At 51.7% G+C, this 16,758-nt stretch carries 17 protein-coding genes; 13 read left to right on the top strand and 4 right to left on the bottom strand.

The features are described from left to right. Window positions 1–135 precede the first annotated feature (135 nt). From H6F73_RS27125 to H6F73_RS22965, 8 genes are all read left to right on the top strand, one after another. Window positions 136–267 carry a hypothetical protein gene (locus H6F73_RS27125; RefSeq protein ID WP_277882644.1) on the top strand — a complete coding sequence of 44 codons (132 nt, stop codon included), beginning with the start codon at window positions 136–138 and terminating at the stop codon, window positions 265–267. Beyond that, window positions 264–1,208, top strand: coding sequence for a carboxymuconolactone decarboxylase family protein (locus tag H6F73_RS22995; protein ID WP_147682871.1), 945 nt, complete (start codon window positions 264–266; stop codon window positions 1,206–1,208). Before H6F73_RS27125 ends, H6F73_RS22995 begins: the two co-directional genes overlap by 4 nt. 63 nt (window positions 1,209–1,271) lie before the next feature. Next, on the top strand, window positions 1,272–2,090 hold the full coding sequence (locus H6F73_RS22990) for a 2Fe-2S iron-sulfur cluster-binding protein (RefSeq protein ID WP_190761092.1): 819 nt from the start codon (window positions 1,272–1,274) through the stop codon (window positions 2,088–2,090). Continuing rightward, window positions 2,077–3,069 (top strand): xanthine dehydrogenase family protein subunit M, encoded by a 993-nt coding sequence (locus H6F73_RS22985; protein ID WP_190761091.1) that lies wholly within the window; start codon window positions 2,077–2,079, stop codon window positions 3,067–3,069. The genes H6F73_RS22990 and H6F73_RS22985 overlap by 14 nt, the downstream gene beginning before the upstream one ends. A 125-nt stretch (window positions 3,070–3,194) precedes the next feature. After that, the gene (locus H6F73_RS22980) at window positions 3,195–5,411 is read left to right on the top strand and encodes a xanthine dehydrogenase family protein molybdopterin-binding subunit (RefSeq protein ID WP_190761090.1); all 2,217 of its coding nucleotides are present in this window, start codon (window positions 3,195–3,197) and stop codon (window positions 5,409–5,411) included. Between the two features lie 115 nt (window positions 5,412–5,526). Further along, window positions 5,527–5,712, top strand: coding sequence for an SUMF1/EgtB/PvdO family nonheme iron enzyme (locus H6F73_RS22975; RefSeq protein WP_199330743.1), 186 nt, complete (start codon window positions 5,527–5,529; stop codon window positions 5,710–5,712). A 141-nt stretch (window positions 5,713–5,853) separates the two neighbouring features. Further along, window positions 5,854–6,981 (top strand): XdhC/CoxI family protein, encoded by a 1,128-nt coding sequence (locus H6F73_RS22970; protein ID WP_190761089.1) that lies wholly within the window; start codon window positions 5,854–5,856, stop codon window positions 6,979–6,981. A 60-nt stretch (window positions 6,982–7,041) separates the two neighbouring features. Then, window positions 7,042–7,647: a nucleotidyltransferase family protein gene (locus H6F73_RS22965; protein ID WP_190761088.1), complete on the top strand. Its 606-nt coding sequence runs from the start codon at window positions 7,042–7,044 to the stop codon at window positions 7,645–7,647. A gap of 277 nt (window positions 7,648–7,924) precedes the next feature. Here H6F73_RS22965 and H6F73_RS22955 read toward each other — a convergent pair whose 3' ends face one another. After that, the gene (locus H6F73_RS22955; RefSeq protein ID WP_242072616.1) at window positions 7,925–8,302 is read right to left on the bottom strand and encodes an AraC family transcriptional regulator; all 378 of its coding nucleotides are present in this window, start codon (window positions 8,300–8,302) and stop codon (window positions 7,925–7,927) included. Between the two features lie 64 nt (window positions 8,303–8,366). Here H6F73_RS22955 and H6F73_RS22950 point away from each other — a divergent pair, with 64 nt between their 5' ends. Beyond that, window positions 8,367–9,287, top strand: a complete 921-nt coding sequence (locus H6F73_RS22950) for an SDR family oxidoreductase (protein WP_347239605.1) — start codon at window positions 8,367–8,369, stop codon at window positions 9,285–9,287. Between the two features lie 225 nt (window positions 9,288–9,512). Then, complete coding sequence (locus tag H6F73_RS22945; RefSeq protein ID WP_190761087.1) at window positions 9,513–10,574, top strand: NAD(P)-dependent alcohol dehydrogenase; 1,062 nt, start codon at window positions 9,513–9,515, stop codon at window positions 10,572–10,574. A 272-nt stretch (window positions 10,575–10,846) separates the two neighbouring features. Here the strand turns inward: H6F73_RS22945 and H6F73_RS26735 are convergent, their stop codons facing one another. Then, window positions 10,847–11,212: a hypothetical protein gene (locus tag H6F73_RS26735; protein WP_190761260.1), complete on the bottom strand. Its 366-nt coding sequence runs from the start codon at window positions 11,210–11,212 to the stop codon at window positions 10,847–10,849. Between the two features lie 196 nt (window positions 11,213–11,408). Continuing rightward, entirely contained in the window at window positions 11,409–12,098 is a 690-nt protein-coding gene (locus tag H6F73_RS22935; RefSeq protein WP_190761086.1) for a phosphatase PAP2 family protein, read from the bottom strand. 265 nt (window positions 12,099–12,363) lie between these two features. Here H6F73_RS22935 and H6F73_RS22930 point away from each other — a divergent pair, with 265 nt between their 5' ends. Next, complete coding sequence (locus tag H6F73_RS22930; RefSeq protein ID WP_190761085.1) at window positions 12,364–13,470, top strand: M23 family metallopeptidase; 1,107 nt, start codon at window positions 12,364–12,366, stop codon at window positions 13,468–13,470. Between the two features lie 114 nt (window positions 13,471–13,584). Next, entirely contained in the window at window positions 13,585–14,022 is a 438-nt protein-coding gene (locus H6F73_RS22925; protein ID WP_347239604.1) for an MgtC/SapB family protein, read from the top strand. Between the two features lie 112 nt (window positions 14,023–14,134). Here H6F73_RS22925 and H6F73_RS22920 read toward each other — a convergent pair whose 3' ends face one another. Beyond that, window positions 14,135–14,368, bottom strand: a complete 234-nt coding sequence (locus tag H6F73_RS22920) for a hypothetical protein (RefSeq protein WP_190761084.1) — start codon at window positions 14,366–14,368, stop codon at window positions 14,135–14,137. Window positions 14,369–14,521: 153 nt separating this feature from the next. Between H6F73_RS22920 and H6F73_RS22915 the strand changes: the two genes are divergently transcribed. Beyond that, window positions 14,522–16,684, top strand: a complete 2,163-nt coding sequence (locus H6F73_RS22915; RefSeq protein ID WP_190761083.1) for a flavin-dependent dehydrogenase — start codon at window positions 14,522–14,524, stop codon at window positions 16,682–16,684. The last annotated feature ends 74 nt before the right edge of the window (window positions 16,685–16,758 follow it).

Below are 16,758 nucleotides of genomic sequence, written 5' to 3'. Positions count from 1 at the left end.
GCAAAAGACTCGCCAACTGACAACCAAAATGCCATCAAAGCTAACCTTGCTTGTTAAAAAATTCTCATCCCTTTTGATAGAGCAGGCGCTAAGTGCTCCATCTCTACAATTGGGGTAGCCAAAGGAATTCAGACAATGAACATCAAACGAAGTGGCGCACAGCCTTCTGCCAAGGGATCAGCCGAGTATTTTACCGGCACTGTCCAGGGCGTTCGGTCGCAAAAGGGTCTGTTTGCTGCTCACACTGAATCGACAGGACGAAAATGAAACTGCTCACCGCAACGGTCATATCGCTTTCTCTGCTCGCTTCGGCCTCGGCCCAAGCAAATCAGGCAGGAGCCGCCGAGGGGTCCGGCGCTCCCCAGACCGCGCCAATGCAAGATTCGCAGACAATCAACATCATGCGAAGCGGCTCTGTGCCCTCGCGGAAGGGACCAGCCGAAAACTTCACGGGTTCCGTGCGCGTCGATCCTCTGTTCCAGGCGAACGATCCAGCACGCGCATCCGGTGCCTACGTCACGTTTGAGTCCGGTGCTCGCTCGGCATGGCACACCCATCCGCTTGGTCAGATCCTGATCGTGACAGCGGGCGTCGGGCGGGTGCAGGGCTGGGGGGGGCCGGTCGAGGAGATCCGGCCAGGAGATGTCGTCCGGATTCCGCCAGGTGTAAAACACTGGCACGGAGCCTCGCCAAACTCTGCGATGACGCATATCGCCATCGTGGAACAGCTCGACGGCAAGAGCACCGACTGGATGGAACAGGTCAGCGACGAGCAGTACGGCACGCCAGTCCAGGCGCAACGGTCGGCATCCGCTGTGCCTGCACGCTCCGTCCCCGCTGTCAGTGTGCAACAGACGCCGGCCCAAAGAGCGATCGGCGATATCGCTCCCAAGTTAGTCGAGCTTACCGACAACGTGCTGTTTGGTGATGTCTGGGAACGTCCTGAGCTATCGAAGCGCGATCGCAGCCTGGTGACGGTGGCCGCGCTCATTGCCATGAACAGACCGGACCAGCTTCGTTCTCACCTCGTCAGGGCGCGCGAAAACGGCGTGACGCAGGAGGAGTTGATAGAGACCATCACCCACTTGGCGTTTTACGCGGGCTGGCCTAACGCAGTTACCGCGATTGCCGTGGCTAAGGAAGTCTTCGAGAACAAAGGACGCCCGAGCGAAGGCGCTTCTGCGCCTTCGGTGGATGCAGATCGTTAGAAGAGCCGGCGCGAAAAACAAACACTTGTCCAGGGGTTGTTTGAGAATTTTGCAAGGAGAATCATGGACGATAATCAAGAACAGAACGATTTGAGTAGGGACGAAGAAACACTGCTCGACCAACTCGGTATTGTCGGCGCTGCTCGCCGCAAATTCTTGGGGCAAAGCATGGCTGCCCTACTCGGCACCTTCGCCTTCCATCTGCTGGCTAAAGAGGAGGCCTTTGCCACGCTCGCCGCTGCGCCCGAGGCCGTGTTCGCCCCGGCCCCTGGGGTTGAAAACGCCGTTAAGGTTCTTTTGAAAATCAACGGCTCGACCCAACGCCTGGAAGTGGATTCGCGCATGGCGCTGCTCGACACCCTGCGCGAAACACTGGGATTGACCGGCACTAAAAAAGGATGCGATCAAGGACAGTGCGGCGCTTGTACGGTGATCGTTGACGGGCGCCGCGTGCTTTCTTGTCTGACACTTGCCGCTAGCTGCGAGGGGAAAGAGGTGACGACGATCGAAGGACTCGCTGACGGCGACAATCTTCATCCGATGCAGGCGGCGTTCATCAAACACGACGGCTTCCAGTGCGGCTACTGCACGCCGGGGCAGATATGTTCGGCGGTGGCGCTGCTGCAGGAAGCCAAAAACGGCGACGCGAGTCACGTCACTAACAATTTGCGGACGAGCACGCAGAATTTAAGTCTCTCTGATGAAGAAATCAGAGAACGCATGAGCGGCAATATTTGCCGTTGCGGCGCGTATCCGGGAATCGTTGCGGCAGTCAGAGAAGTTCAGTCCGGGCGCGAAACAGCCCATACCTGGCATTTCGCGAGCGATGAAGAAATTGCCGTTGCATTGAATGAGGAGGGCAAAGCCGATGCAATCGTTTAAATATTCAAGTGCAACCGACGCGGCAAGTGCCGTTGGCACCGTTTCCGCTAATCAAACGGCAAAGTTTCTCGCAGGCGGGACAAATCTGATTGATTTGATGAAAGAATACGTCGAGCGTCCCAGCGAACTTGTTGACATCTCAGGTTTGAATCTGGCGGAAATTCGATCGACCTCGAACGGAATTTCGATCGGCGCGTTAGCCAAAAATACCGACACGGCTAACCATCCGCTCATCCGGCAAAATTACCCGCTTCTGTCAATGGCGATTTTAGCCGGTGCCTCCGCGCAGCTTCGCAATATGGCGACCAACGGGGGAAATTTAATGCAGCGCACCCGATGCCAGTATTTTTACGACATCGCTATGCCGTGCAACAAACGCGAACCCGGCAGCGGATGCGGAGCGCTTGAGGGCCTTAATCGCATTCATGCCATTTTTGGCTACAGCGACAAATGCGTGGCGACTTACCCGGGCGATATGGCGAATGCGCTTTATGCGCTGGACGCGGTAGTGAGGATTCGCGGCACGAACGGGCAAGAACGCACAATCCCCCTCCAGGATTTTCATCGCTTGCCGGGCAACACGCCTGAAAAAGATAACAATCTTCAGCATGGGGAATTGATCGTCGCGATCGAAATGCCGAAGAATAACTTCGCCAATAAGTCTTATTACCTAAAAGTTCGCGATCGCGCTTCCTATGCTTTCGCACTGCTTGCCGTGGCTGCTGCTTTAGAAACAAGCGGCAACACCATCAAACAGGCACGCGTTGTTTTGGGCAGCGTCGCGCATAAACCTTGGCGTTCACCCGAAGCCGAAAGAGTTCTGATCGGCAAACCTGCGACGGAAACAACTTTTCAGGCTGCTGCCGAAGCGGCTCTGAAAGATGCGAAACCGCTTGAACATAACGGTTATAAAGTCGAACTCGGAAAACGCGCCATTGTTCTGGCTTTGCAGCAAGCGATGACGAGCGGTGCGGCCTAATTATATCAATTCCGGTTGCATTGGAATGATTAAACCGCAGAGTACGCAGAGAACGCAGAGGAAGAGAACAGAGAGATGAATAATTCCGATGAAGGGCGGATTTGATATTAGGGAGGATAAACGAAATGGCAAGATACATCGGAAAAGAAATGAGCCGCGTGGACGGCGCAGCCAAAGTGACGGGCAAGGCTAAATACGCGGCGGAATTCCAGGTTCCCAATCTCGCTTACGGTTTTATCGTGCTGGGAACCGTAGCAAAAGGCACGATTAAATCGATCAACACGCGTGAGGCTGAAGGCGCCGCAGGCGTAATTCGCGTCTTCACCCACCTGAACGCACCGAAGCTTGGTCCGAAGTCTTCCACGGAGCAGGCCCCGCCCCGCGCCACCGAGGAGGAAGACAAGTCGTTTCGGGCGCTCCAGTCCGACAAAATCTTCTTCAATATGCAGCCCGTGGCACTCGTCGTCGCCGAGACCTACGAGCAGGCACGTTATGCGGCACGTCTCGTTAAAGTCTCCTACAACTCACAGCAGCACATGACCGACACTGAGGCGGTGCGCGCGAGCGCGCGCGTCCCCACTAAAGAGCCGCCTCCGAAGCGGCGCGGTAATCCCGAAGAGGCGATGCGCGCAGCGGCCGTGAAGGTAGAGGTCGAGTACCGCATCCCGATCGAACACCACAACCCCATGGAGCCGCACGCGGCGATCGCGGTCTGGCAAGGCGACAAGCTAACGGTCTTCGACAAGACGCAGGGGGTCTATAGCGTACGCACACATTTGGCTTCGAGCTTCGGCGTGCCCGAGGAAAACGTGAGTGTGGTCTCGCCCTTCGTCGGCGGGGCCTTTGGATCGTCGCTGCGCCCGAACTATTATCCGGCGCTGACAGCGATGGCAGCCCGCGAACTCAGGCGCCCAGTCAAGGTTGTCTATACGCGCACGCAAATGTTCACTGGCCACGGTTATCGTCCGCACACGATTCAGAAGATCGCGCTCGGCGCGGAGCGATCGGGAAAGCTCTCCGCGATGATTCATGAAGCCGTGCACAACACCTCCACCCTCGAGGAGTTCTCAGACGACACCACGCGTTTCACGCGTCAGGTCTACGCGTGCCCGAATCTCTACGCGCCGCTGAAGATTACCAACACGGACCTCCCCACCCCGACCTGGATGCGCGCACCGGGGGCCGTTAGCGGTATGTTCGCGCTCGAATGCGCGATGGACGAGCTGGCCTACGCGCTGCGGATCGACCCGCTCGAACTTCGGCTGATCAACTATGCCGAAGTAGACCCCGAGAGCGGCAAGCCATTTTCGAGTAAGGCGTTGCGGGAGTGCTACCGGCTCGGCGCGGAAAAATTCGGTTGGAAGAATCGCAAGTTCGAGCCGCGATCAATGCGTGACGGACGCCTACTCGTCGGTTGGGGAATGGCGACCGGCGTCTGGGGCGCTTTCCAGAGGCCTGCTGCCGCCCTCGTCACGCTGCAGGTGGACGGCACGGCCAAAGTCGCAAGTGCGACCAGCGACATCGGCCCCGGCACCTACACGGTGATGACGATGATCGCTGCCGAGTATCTGGGGCTGAAGTTGGAGCAGGTGAAATTTGAACTCGGCGACACGAAGTTCCCTCGGGCACCGTCGCAGGGGGGCTCTTGGACGACGGCGAGCGTCGGCTCGGCGGTGCGCGGGGCGGCTCTGGCGATCGGCACGAAGTTGCTCGCCCTCGCGAACCAGGAACCGAATTCTCCGCTCAAGGGGGCTGCCTCTTCCGATGTCGAGATGCTCGACGGGCAACTGCGACTAAAAAGCGACCCGGATCGTTTCGTCAACATCTCCGCAGTGATGAAGCGTAATGGTCTCACCGCAATCACGGAAACATTCGAGTCGCGTCCCTCAGAGGAGCGCGAGAAGTATGCGACGTTGGCGCACGGCGCGCAGTTCATTGAAGTGAAGGTCGATCCGGATGTGGGGACTGTCCACGTTACGCGCGCCATTGAAGTGACTGCCTGCGGCAAGATTATGAATCCGAAGGCCTCGCACAGTCAGGAAATCGGCGGCGTTGTCTGGGGCATTGGTATGGCGCTGCAAGAGGCGACTGAAATCGACCACCGTTACGGGCGGATTATGAATCCGAATTTGCAGCACTATCACGTGCCGGTTAATGCCGATGTCTTGGAGATCGATACGATATTCGTTGAGGAGGAGGATAAAGTCGTCAATCCGCTCGGTGTCAAGGGCATGGGCGAACTCGGCATGGTGGGCATCCCGGCGGCGATCGCCAATGCTGTCTTTCATGCCACGGGCAAACGCATCAGGGATCTGCCGATTACGCCGGACAAGCTGCTTTGAGTCAGGTCATTTATTGAATGAAGTGCCAGCAGTAGTCAGGGGGAACGGTGGGCGCTGGCAACGGTGGGGAGTTCTGACGTACACGGAAACGCATGGGAATGGGTGCAAGACTGGTATGGCGATACTTGCACAAAGCCCATCTACCGACCCTAAAGGACCAGCCAGCGGCAGCCAGCGCGTCGTGGGTGGTGGTAGTTGGCATCAAACCCCCAACAGTTGGCGCAGCTCTTTCCGCAAATCCTATGAACCGGATTATCGGGGTATCAACATCGGTTTTCGCCTAGTTATGGCAGCGGAGTAAATAGCTTGTTATCGGCATTCTGCAAGAAGGATTTTGCAGGATTGTCCAATAAATTGCACTTATCGTTATATCGTCCTTTATGCTGAAGTCCTTATAATCAAACTTAAACACAGTGAGATACAAAAATTTTTAGGCTGAGCAATGAAAGAACTACACGATATTAAGGCTGCTTTAGAGCAAGTAAAAGACCCCACGAAAAAGCTAGCCTTGGCAACTTTAGTTAAAGTGGAAGGTTCAACTTATCGCCGGCCTGGTGCGCGAATGTTGATGAGTGCAGATGGCTTGATAGTAGGTGCAATTAGCGGTGGCTGTTTGGAAAGTGATGTATTTGAGAAAGCACAGCAGGTAATGAACACTGGTAGTCCTTGTGTGGTTAAGTATGACTCCACCTCCGAGGAAGATTTAATTTGGGGACTGGGGCTTGGCTGTCAAGGCATTGCTTATGTTTTGATTGAATCGTTGCCAGTAAACGAGCCGAACCAATTTAGTTTTCTCCACAAATGCCTTGATGCTCGGTTTGAGAGTGCTATTGCAACTGTATTTAATATAGAGGGTGAAAGCAAATCTCAAATAGGCGATCGCTTGCTACTAAATTCAGATATCATCAATCACATCAGCGATGAGGAATTAGCAGCAGCGGTTTTAAAGGATACACAAGCAGCACTTCAACACAAAACCTCGGTAGGGAAACAATATCAGTTAATAGGCGGGAAAGTTGAAGTTTTTATTCAAGTCATTCAGCCGCCACTGTCGCTGGTAATTTTGGGTGCTGGGTATGACGTTCTTCCCGTTGTTCGCTTTGGCAAACAGTTAGGATGGCATATTACTGTAGTTGATAACCGCCAACGGGAAGCAAGCCGAAAGCGTTTTCAAGAAGCCGATCGAGTTAAATTTTGTTCTCCTCAGGATGTATTAAAAAACATCGAGATAGATGAGCGTACTGTTGCTGTAGTTATGACTCATAATTATTTAGACGACCTGGAATTGCTGAGAGTGTTATTGCCTTCTGGCTTAAAATACTTAGGTGTACTTGGCCCTAAGAAAAGAACAGCCCGATTATTGCAAGAACTACAACAAGAAGGAGTTATCCCCACTCCACAACAGCAACAAAATTTATATAGTCCGGTGGGACTCGACATTGGGGCAGATAATTCCGAAGAGATTGCTCTGGCGATTATCGCCGAAATTCAAGCAGTAGCAGCAAAGCATCAAGGTGGTTTTTTAAGAAACCGCACTGTACCAATTCATGCTTCAATCAATAGTCAATAATCAAAAAATTAATGGCTAATACGAGTATGTTCTTAATAATCAAAAATTCAAAACTTGGGTATGGTATTTAAAATTGGTCTAATTATTCTCGCTGCTGGCTCTGCAACCCGCATGGGAAGACCAAAACAATTGCTTTCTTATCAAGGACGCAGCCTGATACTCCATGCGGTTGAAGTTGCCTTAGCTTCTATGAGCCAACCTATCATAGTAGTCCTGGGAGCTTATGCAGAACAAATTAAACCGCAACTAATGCCAAAGGCAGTGCAAGTTGTAGAGAACTCCCAATGGCAAGAGGGAATGTCTTCTTCTATTCGCGCTGGTATTAGTATGCTACTGAAAACTAACTCTAAACTTGATGCAGTTATCATCTCACTTGCAGATCAACCGCTAGTTTCTCCCCAGATTTTCAATCAATTGATTCAGTCTTATCAAGAAACGCAAAAAGTAATTATTTCCTCAAAGTATAACGAAACTACAGGCGTACCTGCCCTGTTTAGCAATGCCTTATTTCCAGAACTGCTGCAGCTTGAAGGAGATAAAGGTGCAAAAGCGTTAATACAAAAATATATAGATACAGGAGTGATTCTGCTAATACCCGAAGCAGCGATTGATATTGATACCCCGGACGATTACAAGCAGTTGCTATTAAAGAATTTTCAAGAGTGAAGAGATTCTGAAAACTAACGATTGCCAAATTTATCAACAAGTAATTTTAACACACGCCAGAAAACCGCAAAACAAAGGAAAAACTAACCCAGTACATTGTCAACACCGAGAAGAAAATCCCTATTGCGGTGATGTGGTTGATTTAACGCTGGTACTAGATGAAGCAGAAAGTAAAATTGCAGACATTAAATTTGAAGGTGCAGGTTGTGCTTTGTGCCTTGCTTCTGCTGACTTGATGGCGATCGCTATCAAAGGTAAAACTATTTCACAGGTGCTTTTAATGGTAGAAGAGTTCCGCGAGATGGTAGCGGGAAATACTCAGTTTTAGCCGCAGATAATGCATCGGGTCGTACTGATAGCGATCGCTGCCTAGAAGGACTTCTTTGCTGCCTTGAGCAATCACACAAAAGGCAGGGATAGAGACACTATGAACGCATTCCGAAGGTGAGGAGGAGCGGTAGAAGTGCAATCCTTTGAGCGGCTCAATCGTCCCATCCTGACGAATCGCCTGGGCAATCCGCTGAGTCAGTTCGTCTCTGTGGGCTTGCGCTCTGTCTGCCTCGCGCTTTGCCGGCTGGTCGTTCATTAACTCCATAGCGGACGTTTCACTCGTTTTGGCAGCGTTAATTTCTAAGTTTGCAGGATTGTACAACAATCTTAGACGATCGTCCTATTGCTTGCCGTTAAGAATCCTTAGAATGAGGCTAAAGCAATGAAAAGTGATTCCGGCGAATTACAAACGTCTAGACTTTTATACAAAAGAAAACTCAGGTTTGATTGGGCAAAAGACTCGCCAACTGACAACCAAAATGCCATCAAAGCTAACCTTGCTTGTTAAAAAATCCATCCCTATTCATAAGGAAAAAATAATGACGATGAAAAAGAATGAAAACTACACAGGAAAAGTTGCGTTTGTGACCGGAGCAGCAAACGGCATTGGTCGAGCTACAGCGCTAGCGTTTGCACGCGACGACGCTCATGTGGTGGTCGCTGACATCTCAGAACAGGGCAATCAGGAAACGGCCCGCATGATCGAGGAACTCGGCGGGCGGGCGCTCGCCGTCAGGTGTGACGTGACGCGGGACGAGGACGTGAAGGCAGCCCTGGATAAGACCATTGAGAGCTTCGGGCGACTGGACTTTGCCTTCAACAACGCCGGCGTGGAACAGAAGATAGCGGCGACAGCCGACCTTACAGAGGAGGAGTGGGACCGCATCGTCAACATCAACCTGCGGGGCGTGTTCCTGTGCCTGAAGCACGAAATCCCGCTGATGCTCAAGCAAGGCAGCGGCGCGATCGTGAATACCTCTTCAGGTGCTGGAGTCAAAGGCTTCAAAGGTCAAGCTGCTTACGTGGCTGCAAAGCACGGCGTGGTCGGACTGACCAAGGCGGCGGCACTCGACTACGCCGCGCAGAACATTCGCATCAACGCTGTGTGTCCCGGAATCATCGACACCCCGATGATGGATCGCTTCAGCGGCGGCACTTCCGAAGGACGAGAGCGAGTGATCTCGCAGGAACCAATTGGCAGGATGGGTCAGCCCGAAGAGATCGCCAATGCCGTCGTCTGGCTGTGTTCGGATGCGTCCTCCTTCGCTGTTGGGCACGCCCTGGTCGTCGATGGCGGTCAAACGGTGTAGTGATGTTCGTCGCCAACCCGATCGAACCCTAAACGCACGACAACAAAGCATAGTCGCCATCGTCACCTTCACCGCCAACGGCGATGACTCATATCGCTACTCAGGAGGTACTCGACGGCAAACCCGTGGACTGGCTGGAAAAAGTCAGCGACGAACAATACCAGGACAGATTCAAGACCGAGTAGAAGTAAACCAGCTTATCTTCCAGATTGGAGCATCAATATTATGTACAACGCCAAAGCTTATTCCGCAGCCAGTGCAACATCACCGCTCGCTTCCGACACGATCGCACGGCGCGATCCAACCGAACACGACGTTCAAATCGAAATCCTCTTCTGTGGCATCTGTCACTCCGATGTCCATTCGGTGCGTAATGAGTGGAGCGACTTCATGTCTACTACCTACCCGATCGTTCCCGGTCATGAGATCGTGGGCCGTGTCACCAAGGTCGGCTCGGCAGTTACCAAGTATAAGCCCGGCGACCTAGCCGGGGTCGGCTGCCTTGTAGATTCGGACGGTACTTGCCCGCATTGCAAAACTGGTCTTGAGCAGTTCTGCCCAAACCCGACCCTCACCTACAACTCCCCAGACAAGCACAAGACTGCTCCAGTCACCTATGGTGGCTACTCTGATAGCGTCGTCGTCGATGAACGCTTCGTTCTGCGCGTTCCAGATAACCTTGACCTTGCCGGGGTTGCGCCGCTCCTCTGCGCCGGCATCACCACCTACTCACCCCTGCGCCACTGGGGTGTTACTAAGGGTAAAAAAGTTGGCGTTGTCGGTCTCGGCGGGCTGGGGCACATGGGCGTGAAGTTCGCTCGTGCGTTCGGGGCACACGTCGTCGTCTTCACCACTTCGCCCGATAAGAAGGAAGATGCACTCCGCCTCGGTGCCGATGAAGTGGTCGTCTCCCGCAATGCCGACGAGATGCAGCAGCACGCTGGCAGTTTCGATTTCATCCTCGATACCGTCTCCGCCAAGCACGACATCAACGCTTATCTCAACCTGCTCCGCCGCGACGGCAACATCACCCTTGTCGGAGCACCTGAGAAGCCCCTGGAGGTCGCGGCATTCAGCCTGATTATGGGTCGCCGCAGTCTCTCCGGCTCTAGCATTGGCGGCATCGCGGAAACCCAGGAAATGCTCGACTTCTGCGGCGAACATAACATCACTGCCGATGTAGAAGTTATCCCCATCCAGAAGGTCAACGAAGCCTACGAGCGACTGCTCAAGTCCGATGTGAAGTACCGCTTCTGTATCGATATGGCATCTCTTAAATCTGAATAACCGAGGTGGAACCTCGAAGGAGTAATACCCAATCCGGTTAACTGTAACTCTTTTTTTGGGAGTGAAACACAGTCGGCAATTCGGGCAGGTGTGTCTGTCGCACCCGATTTTTGGGTCGCTAACCCTAACCGGATTTGGTATCACACCCTTTAACAACATTCCAAAGCAAAAACCGCAGATAAACGTACTATCCGTTTATCTGCGGTTTAATAATGAGTGCCGTCGGCTTGGTTCACGCACGGCACCGATAGCCAGCAAAAATACTTAATTTATCAGCAGGTTTTGCTGATCACCCGCACACGCCCTTGCACATCTAAATACCGAACCTTGCAACCTCCTGGTAGCTGCACCGAACCGACGCTTACAGGAGAATGACGAACTAATCTTAATTCTTCAGGATATCTGGGCTGAGGGTCATTTTCTAACCAGATGGGCGGCACCATCATCGGATCATACTCAGCAATTGTATGGACAACACCAGGACGCTGCTTTAGCTCAACCTTTTGGCCAGAGCGATATTTAATCGCTTCTTCCTGGTCTAAATCTTCATCCATCCTGATTTGTACCGCAACCATAACTTCTTCCTCACCAAGCTGACTATCTATTATTAAGTTAACGGTTAAATATGAAAAAGTCATGAAGACTTATAAATTTGTTACGAACGTTACTGTTTTTTTTTGAGACTATCTAAATATAAGAAATTCTTAACATTTTCATAAAAAACAGGAAACCCTTACCATATAAAGGTTTCCTGAAAGTTAATGAACCAGAGAATGAGGCTTAGCGAGAGCGAGAGATTAAAGATTACTCCCTCAGAAACTTGACAAAAGTCTTTTAATTTGGATTAAGAGATTGATCCTCATCTTCACCGGCAGCAGAACGATAAAAACTCCAAACTTCTAAGCTGAGAATACAAGTCAGCAGCCACACCAAGCCGGCTGAATATCCCGCAATCACGTCAGTTGGCCAGTGAACGCCTAGATAAAGCCGGCTTAACCCAATCGCCGTAATTAACCCAATGGTTAACGTCACAATCAACCAACGCCACCTGGGAAAGCGATTCGCCAACAAAAACCCAATCAAACCGTAAATCACCATTGAAACCATTGCATGACCGCTAGGAAAACTATATTGACCCACATCAATCACGCGATCCCACAAAGCCGGCCTATCACGGGAAAATAGAACCTTAAGCAAATAATTTAAGCCAACTGCGCCGGCAGCCCCAATCGCTAAAGTTGTGGCTTCTGTCTGGCGCTTGACGAATAGCAACAAAACTCCTAAGCAAAGACAGATTACCAGCAAAAAAGTCGGTTCCCCCAAAAACGTCACACCCAGCATCAACTGGTCGAGCAGCGGAGTGTGGGAGCGCTTCAGAGCGAGTAAAATTGCCGTGTCAATGGCTTGGGTTTCTTTATCGAGCACTTCATCGGCGATCTGGACAAAACCCCACATCGCAAAGGCGGCAACTAGCAGTCCCACAATCCGAATTGTCGAGAGCAATGATAAAAGCTTATAGCGCATGATCTGTAGTAGCTAGGGTGAGCACAGGGGTGGATCGTCTACAGCGAATTAGCCCAAACTTCGATAACACCGGCGCTTAGCCAGCCTTCTGTATCCGCATTGCGGCAGTGGGCGTTTAGCTGACCGAAAGTGGTAATCTCTTTTATTTATCCTGCCGAAAACCTTAGCAGATTGACCACACCGGCAGACGCTTCAATCTTGGCTTAAACGAAACCTGCTTCAACAACCTTCGTCAAAGCTTCCTACCCAAACGGTCATAGCGACAATGATTTCAGTATCCAAAAAACATTTTTTTATCTTCCTTCTCACCGTTGCGCTGGCTAGTCTGCCCAGCTGCCTCGGTCAACAGTCAACTACAATTGCCAAACCGGCAGCTACCTCAACACCCACTATCGCGCAATCAAATGCCAAACCGGCAGCCACCTCAGCACCCACGATTGCCCAATCGAATAGCGATTTCCAATTAGGTATCCCTATTGACTGCAAGCTGGGCAAAGATTGCTTTATCATGCACCATCTAGACCGCGATCCAGGCCCAGAAGCCGTTGATTTTAATTGCGGTCGCTTAACCTATGACGAACACAATGGCACAGACTTTGCCATTCCCGACGAAAAGACGATGGCTGCCGGTGTTGCCGTCAAAGCCTCAGCAGCCGGTAAAGTGCTGCGGGTACGCGATGGAGAAGCCGACCGGCGAGTTGAAGATCAGACGACCAAAGACGCCGTAGAAGGCAAAGAGTGTGGCAATGGTGTGGTAATTGAACACGCTAACGGTTGGCAAACTCAATACTGCCACCTCCGCAATGGTAGCGTGGTTGCCCAGCCGGGAAGTGAGGTTGAAAAAGGCGCTGTATTGGGCATGATCGGCTCATCAGGCTTAGCTTCCTTCCCCCACGTACACCTCAGTGTTCGTTACCAAGGTAAAGTTGTAGACCCATTTGTTGGGCCAACCGATGAAACCGGCTGCAAAATCAAGCCTCGCCCAATCTGGGATCAACCCATTACTTACACACCCACCGGCCTGATTCGTGCCGGCTTTTCCACTCAACCGCCCAAAATGAATGAGCTGTGGGAAGGACGCTTTACTGAGACAACCTTCCCACAAGATAGTCCTGCCTTATTATTTTGGGTGCAAGCCTATGGCGTCCTCAAAGGAGATACTCAGCAAGTCCGGATATTTGCTCCTGATGGTAAAACCATTGTGGACGACAAACGAGAGGTTAATGAATCAAATCGGGTGTGGATGAACTATGCCGGCAAACGCAATAATAAAGAGCGCCCGCTAATTCCAGGCGTTTGGCGTGGCGAATATCAGTTGATGCGGGGTGATCGCGTATTAATTGATGTGAAGCGAGAAGTCGAACTCCAATAATTTTAAGCGCTCAATGGTTTACCATTTCAGACGATTTACAGCAATTGCACCAACAATTGCCATAAACTCAACCGATGCCGCTATCAGTTCTTCTTCACAGGTTTAGTTTGCACCGTGCTAGCCCCTAATGACTGGATCGGTATAATTTTCCGGCTCGGCCTTGCGATGCTTTTCGGTGCCGGCATTGGTTGGGAACGTCAACTCAAGGGAAAACCGGCGGGTTTAAGAACACATACGCTGGTTAGCCTTGGGGCTGCAATTTTTGTGATCGTACCTCTCCAACTCGGAACCGCAGAGGATGTTTCCGACACTATCAGCCGGGTGATGCAGGGAGTTTCAACCGGCATAGGTTTTCTTGGGGCTGGGGAAATTGTGAGCCAGTCTCAGCAGGAAACTGGAAAGTTTAAAATTCGTGGCTTAACCTCAGCGGCTGCAATTTGGGTTTCAGCGGCTTTGGGTGTTACTGCCGGCTGTGGCTTATGGCAGCTGGGATTAATTGGCTTCATCCTGTGTTTGTTGATTCTCAGGATATTTAAGCTACTGGAAAAGTGATAGGGGCATGGGGCATGGGGCATGGGTCAAGGCTTCGCCAACCTAAAGGTAGGGGCATGGGGCACTCAAAACTCTCTTCCCCACTCATTCCTCATTCGTCAGAACTCAGCACTTAAGTCAGACAGTCCCAAGCTTGAGCCACCACATCACTAAGCCAGCGTCTTTGTACCTTGTCGAGGAGATTGTCGTCAGCTAGCACTTCAGCCATTAATTGGTCTAAGGAACGACCCTCAGATCGAGTAATTTTAATCACGCCGGCGATGGCAGCCGCGACCAACTCTTCATCGACCGGCTCGGTTTGCATCGCCACAATTTCTTGTTGATTGCTGGGAATGGGATAATTCATGGCAAGTTAAAGCAATTTATTTTCGGTTAAGAAACTATGAGAACTGTGTAAACTTTTTTTAAGCTGTTTTAATTCAGTATCCGGAAGTGTAGCGCACTTTGTACCCTTGTCTACTCTGTCTTTAGGTTATTTATCGGAGTTAATACACCCTAGATGAAAGAAATCCTCTACTTGGAAATTCCAACCCCGGATAGAGATGCCGTAAGACGCTGGTTGCAAGAAGATTTTCAGCCAGGAACTGGGGAGAAACTGCTCACCCCTGATGGCATCCGAGTGCAGTTTTCCCAGAAGCAAGGCGGAGAGAGGGGGCGAGTTGCAGAGGGGGAGAGTCAAATTTCTCAAACCCCTTCAACTATGCCCTCACCAACTGAGGAACTGTCCGTCTTTGTTTGGTCGGTGCAGCGAACAACGTATTTGAAGGTGTTTCGCTGGGCGGAAAAGCCGGTAGTTCGAGAAAGCCAACTGTTGGAACATCTGACTGCCGGCCTAAGACAGCAGTTCCCCCATCAATATCCCGAACCGCCGGCGGTCGATCTGTCGCAGCAGTCTATCTTTGAAGCACTTGCACCGGCTTACCCACAAACCGTTAAATTCTTTCAGAAATTCCCCAACGGAGAATATGACCTCAAGCGCGTCTATTGGTGGGAACAACGCTGGCGAGAGGGGGTGCGGAATCCGCAAGAACCCCGGCAGGTTGTGTTCTCTGGGCAACAGAGGGAGAGAGGACGAGGCGGAGAAGGAGAGCGATCTTCTCCGAACTCTACTTATGACCTAATCTATGTGGGGGGCGCTTTGGGCATTATCCACGCGGCAGTCATGGCGAAGCTAGGCTACCGGGTGTTGCTACTGGAACGGCTGCCGTTTGGGCGCATGAATCGGGAGTGGAATATTTCCCGCAATGAGATTCAAAGCTTAATCGACTTGGGTTTGTTTACCCCGGTTGAGGTGGAAAGTATAATCGCACGGGAATACAAAGATGGGTTCCACAAGTTTTTTGATGCGAATAACCCACCCATCGCAAAATCGCCAGTTCTGCACACCCCCAAGGTGCTGAATGTAGCGCTGGATGCTGAACATCTGCTGCGCTTGTGTGGGGAAAAACTTAAGTCTGCCGGCGGTGAGATTTGGGATGAAACCGAGTTTATCCGGGCGGATGTGGAACCGGCTCAAGTTACAGTTCAAACCAAGCATTTGCCCACCGGCAGCGAACGGCAGGCGACGGGTCGTTTGCTGGTGGATGCGATGGGAACGGCTTCTCCCATTGCTTGGCAGCTCAATGGCGGGCGCACCTTTGACAGTGTTTGCCCAACCGTAGGTGCAGTGATTGATAGCGGATTTGAGCCGGGAGTGTGGGATTCCCAGTATGGGGATGTGCTGAACACTCACGGGGATATCTCACGAGGCCGGCAGCTGATTTGGGAGTTATTTCCGGCTGCCGGTGAGGAACTGACGGTTTACTTGTTTCACTACCATCAAGTAAACGCCACAAATCCCGGTTCCTTGCTGGAGATGTACGAGGACTTTTTCACAATTCTGCCAGAGTATCGCCGGTGCGATATGGACAAGCTGGTTTGGAAAAAAGCGACGTTTGGTTATATTCCCGGTCATTTTAGTATGGGCAGCAATGATCGCAAAGTGGCCGTTGACCGGCTGATTGCGATTGGCGATGCCGCCTCTCTCCAATCTCCCCTTGTCTTCACCGGCTTTGGTTCTTTGGTTCGCAATTTGCCGCGCTTAACTGAGCTGCTGGATACTGCACTCAAGCACGATCTCCTTACTGCCGGTCACTTGAACCAAATTCGTGCCTATCAAAGCAACGTCTCCGTAACCTGGCTGTTTTCTAAAGGCATGATGGTGCCGACGGGTAAATTCATCCAACCCCAGCAGATTAACGCCATCTTAAATACCTTTTTCGGAATTCTGGCCCAGCAAAAAGAAGTTGTAGCCGAGAGGTTTATTAAAGACCGAGTAGATTGGCTGACATTTAACCGGCTCGCCCTAGAAGCCGCTTGGAAAAATCCATTTCTTTTACTATGGATTCTTAATTTTGTCAACCTAAAAGATGTGCTGCGCTGGGGAGGTGCATACCTAAGCTTTACCCTTGAGTCCCTCAATAGCTGGCTGTGGTGGTGGGTGCCACAGTTCAGCCGGCGGATTCAGCCTTGGCTAGAACCGCGTTATCCTGCGCTTTGGCTGTGGCTCCTAGCTACCAGCTACGCGCTTACTGATGGCTTAGGGCGTCCTCAAAAGAGTGCTCCGCTGTCAGCGCTGGGCAGGGAGAGGCGAGTCGCAAAGTGTGAAGGAGAGTTTTTGTAGGGGCAAAACCGCAGAGGGGGAGAGTGGGAGAGTGGGAGAAATGCACCATCACCTTTATTCCTTTCCCTTCTCCC

The organism is Microcoleus sp. FACHB-68, assembly GCF_014695715.1.
Taxonomy (GTDB): Bacteria; Cyanobacteriota; Cyanobacteriia; order Cyanobacteriales; family Oscillatoriaceae; genus FACHB-68.
Note: the sequence above shows the minus strand (reverse complement) of the source record. Positions and strands in the feature narration are given on the sequence as shown.